This window comes from Thermophilibacter sp. ZX-H3 (genome assembly GCF_052599055.1).
Genome location: NZ_JBQXES010000001.1, coordinates 136,639 through 149,653, shown reverse-complemented (window position 1 = coordinate 149,653; position 13,015 = coordinate 136,639). Strand labels below are relative to the sequence as shown.

The 13,015-nt window shown below is 68.2% G+C and carries 10 protein-coding genes and 1 pseudogene; all 11 read right to left on the bottom strand.

Going from position 1 to position 13,015, the window contains the following annotated elements; translation table 11 throughout:
- Positions 1–3: 3 nt before the first annotated feature.
- A complete protein-coding gene (gene pflA / locus ACULPM_RS00615; protein ID WP_167930231.1) occupies positions 4–822 on the bottom strand; it encodes a pyruvate formate-lyase-activating protein in 819 nt (272 codons plus the stop codon).
- 166 nt (positions 823–988) lie between these two features.
- The gene (grcA3, locus tag ACULPM_RS00610) at positions 989–1,237 is read right to left on the bottom strand and encodes an autonomous glycyl radical cofactor GrcA3 (protein ID WP_167930129.1); all 249 of its coding nucleotides are present in this window, start codon (positions 1,235–1,237) and stop codon (positions 989–991) included.
- 149 nt (positions 1,238–1,386) lie between these two features.
- The gene (gene pflB, locus ACULPM_RS00605; RefSeq protein WP_167930128.1) at positions 1,387–3,477 is read right to left on the bottom strand and encodes a formate C-acetyltransferase; all 2,091 of its coding nucleotides are present in this window, start codon (positions 3,475–3,477) and stop codon (positions 1,387–1,389) included.
- A 364-nt stretch (positions 3,478–3,841) separates the two neighbouring features.
- Positions 3,842–4,342, bottom strand: a complete 501-nt coding sequence (locus ACULPM_RS00600) for a GtrA family protein (protein WP_167930127.1) — start codon at positions 4,340–4,342, stop codon at positions 3,842–3,844.
- Positions 4,343–4,384: 42 nt separating this feature from the next.
- The gene (locus tag ACULPM_RS00595; RefSeq protein WP_167930126.1) at positions 4,385–6,889 is read right to left on the bottom strand and encodes a glycoside hydrolase family 3 C-terminal domain-containing protein; all 2,505 of its coding nucleotides are present in this window, start codon (positions 6,887–6,889) and stop codon (positions 4,385–4,387) included.
- A gap of 242 nt (positions 6,890–7,131) precedes the next feature.
- Positions 7,132–8,067, bottom strand: a complete 936-nt coding sequence (locus ACULPM_RS00590) for a hypothetical protein (protein WP_445330881.1) — start codon at positions 8,065–8,067, stop codon at positions 7,132–7,134.
- A complete protein-coding gene (locus tag ACULPM_RS00585) occupies positions 8,064–8,624 on the bottom strand; it encodes a TetR/AcrR family transcriptional regulator (protein ID WP_445330880.1) in 561 nt (186 codons plus the stop codon). The genes ACULPM_RS00590 and ACULPM_RS00585 overlap by 4 nt, the downstream gene beginning before the upstream one ends.
- Before the next feature lie 176 nt (positions 8,625–8,800).
- On the bottom strand, positions 8,801–9,451 hold the full coding sequence (locus ACULPM_RS00580) for a DedA family protein (protein WP_445330879.1): 651 nt from the start codon (positions 9,449–9,451) through the stop codon (positions 8,801–8,803).
- Between the two features lie 135 nt (positions 9,452–9,586).
- A complete protein-coding gene (locus ACULPM_RS00575; protein WP_445332303.1) occupies positions 9,587–10,048 on the bottom strand; it encodes a helix-turn-helix domain-containing protein in 462 nt (153 codons plus the stop codon).
- A pseudogene (locus ACULPM_RS00570) lies at positions 10,045–10,194 on the bottom strand (type II toxin-antitoxin system HicA family toxin); the annotation flags it as partial. The pseudogene ACULPM_RS00570 and the gene ACULPM_RS00575, both read right to left, overlap by 4 nt.
- 104 nt (positions 10,195–10,298) lie before the next feature.
- A complete protein-coding gene (locus ACULPM_RS00565) occupies positions 10,299–12,779 on the bottom strand; it encodes a SpaA isopeptide-forming pilin-related protein (protein ID WP_445332302.1) in 2,481 nt (826 codons plus the stop codon).
- Positions 12,780–13,015 lie beyond the last annotated feature (236 nt).

Genomic DNA, 13,015 nt, shown 5'->3' with positions numbered 1-13,015 from the left:
AGGCTAGTCCCGCCGCTCGGGTCGCCGCTCTCCCCGGCGCTCCGAGCGGCGTCGCGCGAAGGCGCGCAGCGCAACCTCGCGCAGCTCCTTGGCGCGCGCGGCCTCCATGGCCTTCACGCCCTCGAGCGGGTAGGGGATGCCGAGCTTCTCGTACTTCGTCTTTCCCAACGTGTGGTAGGGGAGGAAGTCGAGCCCCACGACGTTGTCCCAGTCTCCGATGATGCGGCCCACGTCGGCGCACTCCTCCTCGGAGTCCGTGAGGCCGGGGACGATGACGTGGCGGATGAGCGTGGGTATGCCGCGCCGCGCGAGCTCGCCGCCCAGCTCGAGGGCGTGGCTCGCAGACATGCCGCAGAGCGACTCGTGCAGGACGGGGTCTGAGGTCTTGATGTCGAGAAGAACCATGTCGGTGGCATCGAGAAGCCGCGAGAAGCGCTCTGCGTGCTCCGCGGAGAAGGTGGCGGCAGAGGTGTCCAGGCAGGTGTGGATGCGCCCGGCAGGGGCCCTGTGGGCCTCCTCGAAGAGGGCGGCCACGAAGTCCGGCTGGGCCATGGGCTCCCCGCCCGTGACGGTGATGCCGCCCGACTTGTAGAAGGGGCGGTTGCGCTCGAATCGCTCGAGCACCTCCGCCACGGTGACGTCGGTGCCGGGGCCGGTGCCGCCGGCGCGACCGAACTCCCAGGTGTCAGGGTTGTGGCAGTACTGGCAGCGCATGGGGCAGCCCTGGCAGAACACCACGAGCCGCGTCCCGGGACCGTCGACGGTCCCGAAGGACTCGATGGAGTGCAGCCTCCCCACGACCGCAAGGTTCTTCTCGCTCATCCCGTCGGTTCGATCGCTCACATCCGCACCTTCCACCCGGACACGTATTACAACCATGATAGAGCGAACGGCCCGGGCAATTGCGAAGCAAAGTTCCTGAGCGCGGAGCGCGAAGCACTTTGCGGAGCAATTGCCCGGGCCGTTGGCCTAACAGGTCATGTTGACCTTACATCGCCTCGTGGAAGGTACGGGAGATGACGTCGTCCTGCTGCTTCTTGGTGAGGGAGTTGAACTTCACCGCGTAGCCGGAGACGCGGATGGTCAGCTGCGGGTACTTCTCGGGGTGGGCCTGGGCGTCAAGCAGGGTCTCCTTGGTGAAGACGTTGACGTTGAGGTGGTGGCCGCCCTCCTCGACGTAGCCATCGATCATGCTGACGAGGTTGTCGACCTGCTCGGCGGAAGAGGTTGCGCTCATGATGGAATCCTTTCTCGTACGGGTCGCCCCGGAGCGGGGCGACCCTCCTGTAACCACAGTGTACCCGATAAGTGTCACCAAGTCAGTGACATTTATCGAATCCGCCCGAACGGCTCCGCGCGTCGGGGCTGTCCCCGATGCGCAGGTGGCTAGCAGCAGCCGCAGTCGGGGGCGGGGTTCTCGATCTGGATGTCCACGCCGAGGGCGTCGAGGTCGAGCTCGTCGAACATGACGGCGTCGCCCTTGCCGAGGGCGTTCGGCACGATGGAGAACGTGTTGGAGATGCCGTCCTGGGCGTCCTTGAACGGGAGCTTGGCGACGGAGGCGAGCGACGCCACGGCGCCGTGGGTGTCACGACGGTGCATGGGGTTCGCGCCCGGGGCGAAGGGCTCGCCGGCGCGGCGGCCGTCGGGCGTGTTGCCGGTGGCGTTGCCGTAGACGACGTTCGAGGTGATCGTGAGGATCGAGGTCGTCGGGACGGAGTTGCGGTAGGTGTCGGTCTCGCGGACGTACTTCATGAAGACCTCGACCACGTCGTGGGCGAGCTGGTCCACGCGGTCGTCGTCGTTGCCGTACTTGGGGAACTCGCCCTCGACCTCGTAGTCGGTGACCAGGCCGGTCTCGTCGCGGATGACCTTGACCTTGGCGTACTTGATCGCGGAGAGGGAGTCGGCCACGACGGACAGGCCGGCGATGCCCGTGGCGAACCAGCGGTGGACGTGCTCGTCGTGCAGGGCCATCTGCAGGCGCTCGTAGCAGTACTTGTCGTGCATGTAGTGGATGATGTTCAGCGCGTTGACGTAGACCTCGGCGAGCCACTGCATCATGTCGCGGAACTTGGAGACCACGTCGTCGTAGTCGAGGTAGTCGCCCTCGACCGGACGGAACTTCGGGCCGACCTGCTCGCCGGTCTTCTCGTCGCGGCCGCCGTTGATGGCGTAGAGGAGGCACTTGGCGAGGTTGGCGCGGGCGCCGAAGAACTGCATCTCCTTGCCGATGCGCATGGAGGACACGCAGCAGGCGATCGCGTAGTCGTCGCCGTGGTAGACGCGCATGAGGTCGTCGTTCTCGTACTGGATGGAGCTCGTGGTGATGGAGATCTTGGCGCAGTAGCGCTTGAAGGCCTCGGGCAGGCGCGTGGACCAGAGCACCGTGAGGTTGGGCTCGGGGCTGGTGCCCATGTTCTCGAGGGTGTGGAGGTAGCGGAAGGCGGTCTTGGTGACCATGGAGCGGCCGTCGACGCCCATGCCGCCGAGGGACTCGGTGACCCACTGCGGGTCGCCGGAGAAGAGCTCGTTGTACTCGGGGGTGCGGGCGAACTTGACCATGCGGAGCTTCATGACGAGGTGGTCGATGATCTCCTGGGCCTCGGCCTCGGTGATGACGCCGGCCTTGAGGTCACGCTCGGCGTAGATGTCGAGGAACGTGGAGTTGCGGCCGATGGACATGGCGGCGCCGTTCTGCTCCTTGACCGCGGCGAGGTATCCGAAGTAGAGCCACTGGACGGCCTCCTGGAAGTTCTTGGCCGGCTTGGAGATGTCGAAGCCGTAGATCTTGCCGAGCTGCCCCAGCTCCTGGAGGGCGCGGATCTGCTCCGCGAGCTCCTCGCGGTGGCGGATCGTGGCCTCGTTCATGGTCTTCTGGGTGCCGGCGTGCTCGGCCTTCTTCTCCTCGATGAGGCGGTCGACGCCGTAGAGGGCGACGCGGCGGTAGTCGCCGATGATGCGGCCGCGGCCGTAGGCGTCGGGCAGGCCGGTGATGATGTGGCTGTGGCGGCAGGCGCGCATCTCGGGGGTGTAGGCGTCAAAGACGCCGGCGTTGTGGGTCTTGCGGTAGTTCGTGTAGATGTTCACGATCTCCGGGTCGACCTCGTAGCCGTTCTGCTTGCAGGCGGCCACGGCCATGCGGATGCCGCCGTTGACCATGAGGGCGCGCTTGAGCGGCTTCTCGGTCTGCAGGCCGACGATCTTCTCGAGGGGCTGGTCGATGTAGCCCGCGGGGTGCGAGATGATCGTGGAGACGAGGTCGGTGTCCATGTCGAGGACGCCGCCCGCCTCGCGCTCCTTGGCGAAGAGGCCCATGACCTCGTCCCAGAGCTTGGTGGTGTTCTCCGTGGGGTCGGCGAGGAAGGACTCGTCGCCGTCGTAGGGGGTGTAGTTCTTCTGGATGAAGTCACGGACGTCGATCTCGTGCTCCCAGTTGCCGCCGACAAAGCCGGCCCAGGCCTCCTGCTGACTCACTGCTCACGCTCCTTTATCTGAGGTTGGGCGCGTTGCGCCCGCCGCGGGATAACGGCACTCTTCAAACTACCAGATATGAGAACTTGATGGAGCTGAGAAAAGTTAGTTGATGGTGACATCTGGCAAAACACACATACGGGCGGAGCCAGCGGGGGAGGGGCGTCGTGCAAAAGCGTGCAAAAGGGACAGGCACTTTTGCACACGTTATCCCTCGGGTGAGAAGAACCCGCGGTGCGGAGCGTCCGCGATGGTGCAAGGGCGGCTTCGCCATCGTGTCGCGCCGGCCCGCGGCGCCCCGGCACAGAAGAGCGCCCCGACCTCGGGGTGGTCGGGGCGCCAGGAGGAAGGCCGTGTCCCTTGGGGACTACTTGCTCGGCATGATCCAGAACTTGAGGAGCGGGAAGCTCACGACAACGGCGAGCAGCGTGTTCACGACGGAGGCCACGGTGCCGGAGAGGCCGGCGTCCCAGCCGAAGGTGGTCTGGCAGAAGCTCATCACGTAGCCGGGGAGGATGAGGTTCACCACGACGATGATCACGGCGAGGATGGCGTACTTCCAGGCGGCGTCCTTGAAGGAGGCATCGGACTTGAAGACCCACTTCATCTGGACGAAGAAGTTGACGACCTGCGCCACGACCTCGGCGATGAGGAAGGTGATGAAGCCGCCCAGGCCGTTGGAGCTCGGCTCGGTGTAGTTGAAGATGAGGAACTGGAAGGGCTGGGTCATCTGCATCGCGTTGATGAAGATGGCGGTGCCGATCCACGTGAAGACGAAGCGGGAGATGGTGGAGACGTTCGACAGGATGTTGAACTTGATGAACTCCCAGATTCCCTGGTGCTCCTCGGTCCAAGTCTTGAAGCTCATGGCGGGTCCTTTCTGTGACGTTCTGACGGTCGTTGACGGGGGCTAGCGGGCGCGCGAGGCGTCGGCGATCTGCTTGGCGAGCGCGTTGTTGCGCACGAGGTTCATGACGAAGGCGAAGAGGATGGGCGCGAGCACCCACAGCAGCCAGAGCAGGATGCCCAAGCCGACGCCCCAGCCGAGGGCGATCGAGAGGGCGAGAAGGACGATGCCCGCCCAGCCGTAGCCCTTGACCTCGCGGACGAGCGCGTCGACGAGGCCCATGTCCACCATGCCGTTGGTCATCTTGGCGAGGGCGCGCAGCGGCATGTTCCAGATGAAGAGGACGTTGAGGTTGGGGTGGCCGGACTTGTCGGCGGCGTTCTTCAGGGCGCGCAGGACGAGCCACACGACCCAGAAGATGAGGGAGCGGCCGTGGTTGAGGTCGCGGAAGCACATGTTGCGCTCGATCTTGGCCTCGTTGCTCGGGATGGCGTGGCCGAGGAGGGCGGCGAAGTGCGCGTCGTCCACGCGGAGCACGTCGGCGGACTCGTAGGGTGCCACGTCGACGCCGGCGTACGGGTTGGGGGCGCCGGTGCCGGCGAGCTCGACCTCGGCGGTGAGGCGGACGTCGTCGGAGGCGGCGGCCACGCGCAGCTCGTAGGTGCCCGCCTCGACCTCCCAGCGGTTCGTCTTGACGTTGAAGTAGCTGAAGGCGCGCTCGGTGAGCGGGATGGTGACGACCTTGGACTCGCCGGGGGCGAGCTCGACCTTGGCGAAGCCCCTAAGCTCCTGCTCCGGGCGGAAGACCTCGTGGTCGGGCTTGGCCACGTAGAGCTGGGCCACCTCGGCGCCGGCCACGGCGCCGGTGTTGGTGACGGTGAAGCTCACCGCGTCCGCCGTGGCCTTGAGGCCCGAGTAGGCGAAGGAGGTGTACGAGAGGCCGAAGCCGAAGGGGAAGGCCACCGGCACCTTGGCGGTGTCGAAGTAGCGATAGCCCACGTAGAGGCCCTCGCGGTACTCGGCGCTCTTCTCCTCGGAGGGGAAGTTGGCGGAGGAGGGGACGTCCTCGAGGCGCACCGGCCAGGTCTCGGCGAGCTTGCCCGAGGGGCAGACGGCTCCGGTGACCACGTCGAGCGCGGCGCCCGCGCCCGCCTGGCCGCCGAGCGCGCAGTAGAGCACGGCGCGTGCGTCCTGGACCCAGTCGGTCTCCACGCAGGAGCCGGCGGAGAGCAGGACGATGACGTTGGGGTTGACCTCGGCCACGGCGTGGGCGAGCTCGACCTGGTTCTCGTTCAGGCGCATGGTGAGGCGCTCGGCGCCCTCGGACTCGGCGATCTCGTCGAGGCCGAGGCACAGCAGGATGACGTCGGCGTGGCGCGCGAGGTCGAGCGCCGCGGCGCGCTTGGAGGCGTTCTCGCCGCCGTGGCGCTCGAAGCCGGGCTCGTAGCCCACGAGGTCGAGGTCGGTCTCGCCGATGAGGTCGAACAGGCTGTCGACCTTGGTGCAGTTGACGGCGGAGGAGCCGGCGCCCTGGTAGCGCGGGGTCTTGGCGAAGTCGCCGATGAGCGCGACCTTGGCGTGCGCGGGGAGCGGCAGGATGGGGCCGTCGTTCTTGAGCAGGACGCAGCCGGCCGCGGCGGCCTCGCGGGCGAGCGCGTGGTGCGCGTCGACGTCGAAGGATGCCGGCGCCGCCTCGACGGCCGGGGTCACCTTGAGCGCGAGGTCGATGACCTCGTCCACGCGGGCGTCGACGTCGGCCTCGGAGATGGTGCCCGCCTCGACGGCGGCGATGAGCTCGCGGGTGGAGCCGAGGCCCGGGGCCGGCATCTCGAAGGTCGAGCCCGCCGCCACGCCGGCGGCGTGGTCGTTGGAGCCGCCCCAGTCGGTGACGACGGAGCCGTCGAAGCCCCACTCGTCGCGCAGGATCTCCTGGAGCAGGTGCTCGTTCTCGTTGGCGTAGACGCCGTTCACGAGGTTGTACGAGCTCATGATGGTCATGGGGTCGGCCTCGCGGACCACGGTCTCAAAGCCGGCGAGGTAGATCTCGCGCAGGGTGCGCTCGTCGAGGACGGAGTCGGACGCCTGGCGGCGCGCCTCCTGGCTGTTGACGGCGTAGTGCTTGGGGCAGGCGCCGATGCCGTTGGACTGGACGCCCCGGACGAAGGCGGCGGCCATCTTGCCGGAGACGAGCGGGTCCTCCGAGAAGTACTCGAAGTTGCGGCCGCAGAGCGGGTTGCGCTTGATGCAGAGGCCGGGGGCGAGCAGCGTCCCCACCTTCTGGACGGCGGCCTCCTGGCCCATCGCGGCGCCGACGCGCTCCTCGAGCTCGGTGTCCCACGTGTTGGCCATCGTCACGGCGGTGGGGAAGCACGTGGCCGGCTCGGAGCCGTTGAGGCCGAGGTGGTCGGCCGCGCCGGCCTGGTGGCGGACGCCCGAGGGGCCGTCCGAGAACTCGATGGCCGGGATGCCGGCACGCTCGTTGGGCCAGCTCCCGAAGGTGGTGCCGCCCTGGAGCAGCGCGCACTTCTCGGCGAGCGAGAGCTTCCTGATGATGTCCTCGTGTTTCATGTCTCTCCCCTTCGACAGGCTCGGCATCATCTCAAATATATTGAGGCCGAGCCCTTCCCCGGGCGCACTGACACGATTGGCGCGTCTGCAGACACGATTGGCGCTCGCCCTCACGCCATTAGCGTAGACGCGCGGGGCGAGAAGGGCGGCCGACCTGTCACAAGCGGTCGGATGGGCGGCGTAAGCTGCACGCGTGCCAGGGGGACGGAGGGGCTGCCGCCGCTCCGTCCCCCTGGCGCCCATCAGCGCTTGTCCTTCTCGGCACGGCGCTTGTCGTTGATGATCTTGACGTGCTCGTCGGTGATGAGCGTGACGCCGTTCTCCTTGGCCCAGGCCACGCAGCCGTTGAGGACGGTCTTGAGGAACGGGCGCGGCACCTTGACGAAGTTCCTGAGCGCCTCGTCGGTGAACTTGACCGTGTCGTCCGCGCGGTTGGCCGCGTAGCGGATGGACTCGATGTCCACCTCCTTGGGCGCGGGGACGGGCTCGGCGATGGGCCTGGCGAGCTTGGGGAAGCGCGTGTACCAGAAGTTGGTGGAGTCGCGGTAGCCGTAGTCCACGGGCACAGGCGGGAAGCTCGTCTTGTTGACGCCGTTCACGATGGCGTCGTAGTAGCGCTCCTTCATGAGGATCTTGTCGATGTGAAGGATGAAGTGCGCGCCGTACTTGGACGTGATGCCGTTGAAGTCGTTGTAGGGGCCGGGGTGGCCGTCGTCGATGTCCTCCACGCGGAACTTGTCCGCGCCCTCAAGCTTGGCGGCCCAGGTGCACTCGAAGACCTGGAACGCGCTCTTGATCACGGGCGGGCGCAGCGGGTCTGCGGGGTCGGCCTGGCCGGGCTCCATCTCGAACTTGAGGTCGCCCATCTTCTCTGCGGAGGGCCCGGGGAACCCCAGGCGCACGGCCTCCTTGAAGCTCTCGCGGTCGTCGGGGATGAAGTTCAGGGCGCACTTGTGCGTGCGGAGCAGGTTGGCGCAGGTGTTGGACGTGTTGCGGCACTCCAGGAGCATCGCGTAGCGGTCCTTGCCGGCGATGTAGTACGGGAAGCACAGCGAGTACGAGCCGATGTTGAGGGAGCCGTCGGGGTTCATCGTGGAGATGCACACCGTCGGCATGGGGAAGAAGGCCGACGTCTGGTAGAAGTTGTCGACGATCCTCAGGTCCTTGAAGCTGCTCACGATTCTTGTCCTCCTTCTGTGTGCGGGGCGCCCGCCGCGAGGGCGGCCGCCAGCTTGCCGATGGATGCGGTGCCGAGGTCAGCGTTGACCGAGCAGGCGAGAAGGACCTCGGCGAGCACGTCCGCGAGGGGCGCGAGGTCGGCGCGCCCCGAGCGCTCGAGCACGGTGCGGACGGGGCGGGCGACCTGCTCGCGGAGCATGCGGTGATGGCGAGCGAGGTAGCCTGCGGCGCGCCCGCCCTCGTACTGCTCCCAGGTGGGGCGGTATGCGTCCGAGAAGGAATTGAGCTCGTCACAGAGGGCGGCGAGGCCGCGCTCGAGGTCGCTCGCGCGGGCCGCGGCGGCGCCCATGCGCGCGAGCGCGCCCTGCCAGTCGGCGAGCGCGAGCGTGGCGACGATCTCCTCCTTGTCGCGGAAGTAGTTGTAGAGGGTGCCGGGGGCGACGCCCGCGCGTCGGGCGAGGGAGCGCATGGAGAGGGCCTGGTAGCCCTCGGTGACGAGGGTCTCGCGCGCGGCCTTGAGGACGCGCTCCCGCAGGTTCTCGATGATCTTGGGCATGAGCGCCCTTCTCGCCGGGCGTTTATGAACACGTTCATTTTAAGGCCGGAGAGGGGCGACGCAAGGGCATGTATCCGGGCGGGAGGACGGGACGGACGAAGAGGGCGGCTCCCGGACTGCCCTCGCGGGAGCGTCCGGGAGCCGCCCAGGTCGGTGGTGCGTGCGGGGTGCGGGGGCTACTCCTGCTGGCCCTCGTTGTCCTTATGCTCGCGCAGGGCGGGGATGATGCGCTTGACGACCCAGAAGATCACGGCCACGATGACGATGGCGATGATCACGTACTTGACGACGTCGGAGACCCACTCCGCCTGGGCGGTCACCGTCTCCCAGGCGCTGCCGGCAGCCGCGCCGAGCGAGCAGAGCACGCTGTTCCAGACGGCAGATCCGACGAGCGTGTAGAGCGAGAAGCGCACGACGCCCATCTTGGCGGTTCCGGCGGGGATGGAGATGAGGCTGCGCACGACGGGGATGCAGCGGCAGATGAGCACGGTTGCCTGGCCCTTGCGGTCGAACCAGTCGACGGCGCTCGAGATGTCCTCGGGCTTGAAGCCCAGAAGGCGCATCGGGCGCGTGCCGAAGAACGTCATGAGGCGCTCGCGGGAGAGGAGGCGGCCGACGCCGTAGAGGATGTAGGCTCCGGTGATCGAGCCGATGGTGGCGGCGATGATGACGCCGGGGAGCGTGAGGTCGGTCGTCGTGGTGAAGAAGCCCGAGAGGGGCAAGATCAGCTCGGACGGAATGGGCGGGAACACGTTCTCGAAGAAGATGAGAAACCAGACGCCAATGTAGCCGAACTGGCTGATGAGGTTGGTGAAGACGTCCTCCATGGGGCTCCTTCTGCTCGACGGCACAAACGAGGACATTATCCCAGTCCCCGGCCAGCTCGGAGGAATAATCAACGATTGCACAGAACTGGGACCGCGGACGTCGGCCCTCCCTCGCGGCGGCTTGGCTCGGGGAGGTCAGGCGAGCGCCGCCCTTCGCGGCCTGCCGGCGTGGGGGCGCGCCGCCAGACGGTACTCGACGCTCTCGATGGAGACCATGCGCGCCGAGCCGACGCGCCAGGAGTCCAGCTCCCCCGCGCGGCAGAGCTGCGCCACGCGGGCGGTGCTCACGCCGAGGCGGCGCGCCGCCTCGGCGGCAGTGATGGCCGGGACGTCCTCGATGCCCGCCCTCACGGCGACGGCGATCACGGTGCCACCCCGTTCCGGCGCGTTGCCCACGTTTGCGGGCTGCCGGGCGCGTCCGGCAGCGAGGTCGGAGATCACGTGCTCGTACAGCCAGTCCGCGGCCATGCCCACCGCGTCGGCAAGGTCCGCCCCCTCGGTTGCTCCCGGAAGGCCGCAGGGAAGGGCGATGACGGCCCCCTCCTCCTCCACGAACTCGAACTCCTGGACGTAGACCAACGCCATGCCCCCGATCATCTCAGACCCGCCTCGCGCAGTATTCCGAGGGCGGTCGTGTCTCGCAGCTCCCTGTGTCGGGGAACGGTGATGACACGTTCCCCTTTTCGGAACTTGTCATGCTTGGACCCCCTGCCCGCGAGCTTGACCCATCCCGCGCGGGTGAGCTCGCGCTCGAGGCCTCGCCTCTTGGCCGAGAAGAATCACCTCAGATATTAGCACTGCTAATGTTTTGTTGCGCCCCGGCCGCGGGAGGCCGGGGCGCCGGGATCTATCTTCGCTGATGGCGCCCGCGCAGCAGGGGCACGGCGACGCAGCTCGCGCCGAGAAGGACGACGAGCAGCGCGGGGAGCGCGTCCTCGCCGGTGCCGGGCAGGCCCTCCGGGGACTCGGGCGCCGTGGCGGCCGTCTGCGTCACCGCGTCCTCGTCGTGCGCCTCGAGCCCCTCGCCCCCTCCGTTGCGGTAGAGGTCGACGCGAGCGGCGTTGTCGAGCGAGGTCCCCTCGACGTAGGACTCCGTGGCGCGCATGCGCAGGACGGCGGGGGAGAGGCCATCGTCATGAGATGCCGCGAGGTCGTCGACGTCATCGTGCGCGTCCTTGAGGCCATTTCGGTCCCAGTCGCCCGTCCGGGTGGTGAAGCCCGCCTCGACGCGCCCATACTCGAGGCGGATGCCGGTCACGACCTCGCCCTCGTCAAGCCCGAGCTCGGAGACCGCGAGCTCGACCGCCTCGTCGGCGGGCACGTCGGCGCGCCAGAGCCTCCATCCCTCGTAGCCGAGCTGCCTTCCCTCGCCCTCGAGCCAGGGGTTCTCATGCCCGTCCGAGCGCGTGGCGTTGGCGCCGCTCTCGTCAACGCGGGCGGGGTCGGTGAGGTTGGTCTGGTACCAGACGTTCATGAGGCCGTCGTAGTCCCCGCTCGCGCGTGGGGTGACGATCGACGTGAGCACGGCGAGGCCGCGTGCCGCGGCGTCGATCCGGTCGGTCATCGTGAGCTCGTCGGCCCAGGTCGCGCTCGTGCTCCTGAAGTCGATCCCGTACTCGTACGACCCGTCGTCGGAGACGGTGAGCGCGGCGCGGTTGGCCCCGTCGCCGTTGGCCTCCGTGCGCGCGGCGACGGGGTCGGCGATCTCCTGCCGCTTGTCGATCTGCCCGGACACCTCGATGGGGTCGTCCCGCATGACGACGGTCTGCACCTCACCTGTCCCCTCGACGGTGAAGGTGACGGTCTCCGCCCGGTCGTAGTTCCGGGGCGTCATCTCCTCCGTCAGCGTGTAGGTGCCCGGCTCGAGGCGCTCGATGCGGTGCGGCTCGGTTCCCGAGACCCACGTCTCGACGAGGTTCCCCTCCCCGTCGCGCACGGTGAGCGTCGCCCCGGGCACCTCGTCCTCGCCGGTCGCGGAGCGCTTGGAGACGTCGACTTTGGTGTAGTCGTTCTCCAGCCTCGCGCTGGCATGGGCGCCCCCGGCGAGCCAGTCCCCGGACACGAGCCCGGCCTCGTCGACGTGGACGGTCCGCACCGTCTGGTCGAGCAGGTGCCCGGGGACGGGCCTGGTCTCCATGAGGTGCCAGTCTCCCGGGGCCAGCCCCTCGATCCTCAGGGTCCCGTCATCGCCCACGACAAGCGTCCGGGCGCTCGCCGCCGCCGCGGGGTCGTCGCCTTCCGCGGCGTTCCACCAGGCGAACTCGGTCCCGGGGAGGGTCGCGTCCTCGCTTCCCAACTCCGACTTCGTCACGACGAGCGAGTTCTTCTCGTTCGTGGCCTCGACGGTCACCGTGACGACGGAGGTCTGCTCGCCGCCCGTCGACACCGTGAACTCATGGGGCGTCCCGTCGAGGACGTAGCCGTCCGGCGCCTTCGTCTCCACGAAGGCGTAGGTGGCGGTGCCCGACCCGAGCGGCAGCCCGCCCACGCGCGCCGCGCCGTCGGCGCCCGTGCTCACATGCGCCACGACCTGGCCGTCCGCTGCCTGGACGGTCCCGTCGGGGGCGACGACGTCCCCTCTCGCGACGACGTCGAACTCCGCGCCCGCCAGGGCCTCGCCGCTCTCGGCGTCATGCTTGACGAGCGTCGCGGAGGCGCTGCGCTCGATCACGAGCATGTTCTGCACGTCGCCGCGCGGGGCGTGGTAGACGCGGACCGCGTGGTTCCAGGGTCCGTCCTCGCCGGCGTGCGCCTGCGCCTCGAGGTAGAGGTCGAGCGCCGCCTGACGGACCTCGGCGCTGGTGGGGCCGCGGTCGGCGAAGCTGTAGCCGCCGCCTCCCTCCCAGGCGCCCACGGGGACGTAGCACTCCACGCCGGGCTCGATGTAGCCCTGCTGCATGTACACCGCGAGCGCCGTGGCGGTGCGCGCCCCGAGCTCGCTCAGCTGGTGGCCGGCGATGACGCTGGTGCCCGGGAAGCCGTGGTAGGCGATGTAGGCGAGCGCGCCCGTGGCGTACTCCCAGCCCGCGTCGTAGGAGAGCGTCTCCGGGTTCACGCGCCCGAGGTTCATGCAGTACCCCACGGCGACGGTGGTGCCCGTGCCGTCCATGACGTCGAAGTAGTGGGTGCCGGCGTCAAAGCCGTCCTCGTTGCTGGGTGACGTCACGCTGCGCACGGTCACGGCGTCGCCGATGGCGAGCGCCTCCCGCGGCGCCGCCCCGCACGCGACGCAGAGCAGGAGAAGGAGCGCCGCGACGAGGGTTGCGACCCTCGCGACGCCCGTCACCCCCTCGCGACGACGTCCGATGGCTGTCCTGAACTGCTCCATGCAGGCTCCTCTCAATCGATTTCCGATGGGCCGGGCGAGCGTACCAAGGGGCCTCGCGACGTTGTCTTCCCGCCCTCTGACGGGCTGCTGACGGGGCAGGTGAGGGCGGCCGTCAACGGCAATCGATTTCAGAACCTATCGGCAGGCGCGTCCTTCTCGCCTGTGGGCGGAGGGCCTTCACCGTCTCTGCAGACATGGGCGTCGTTTTTGTAAGGATTCGTATCGTTGCAGCTCAA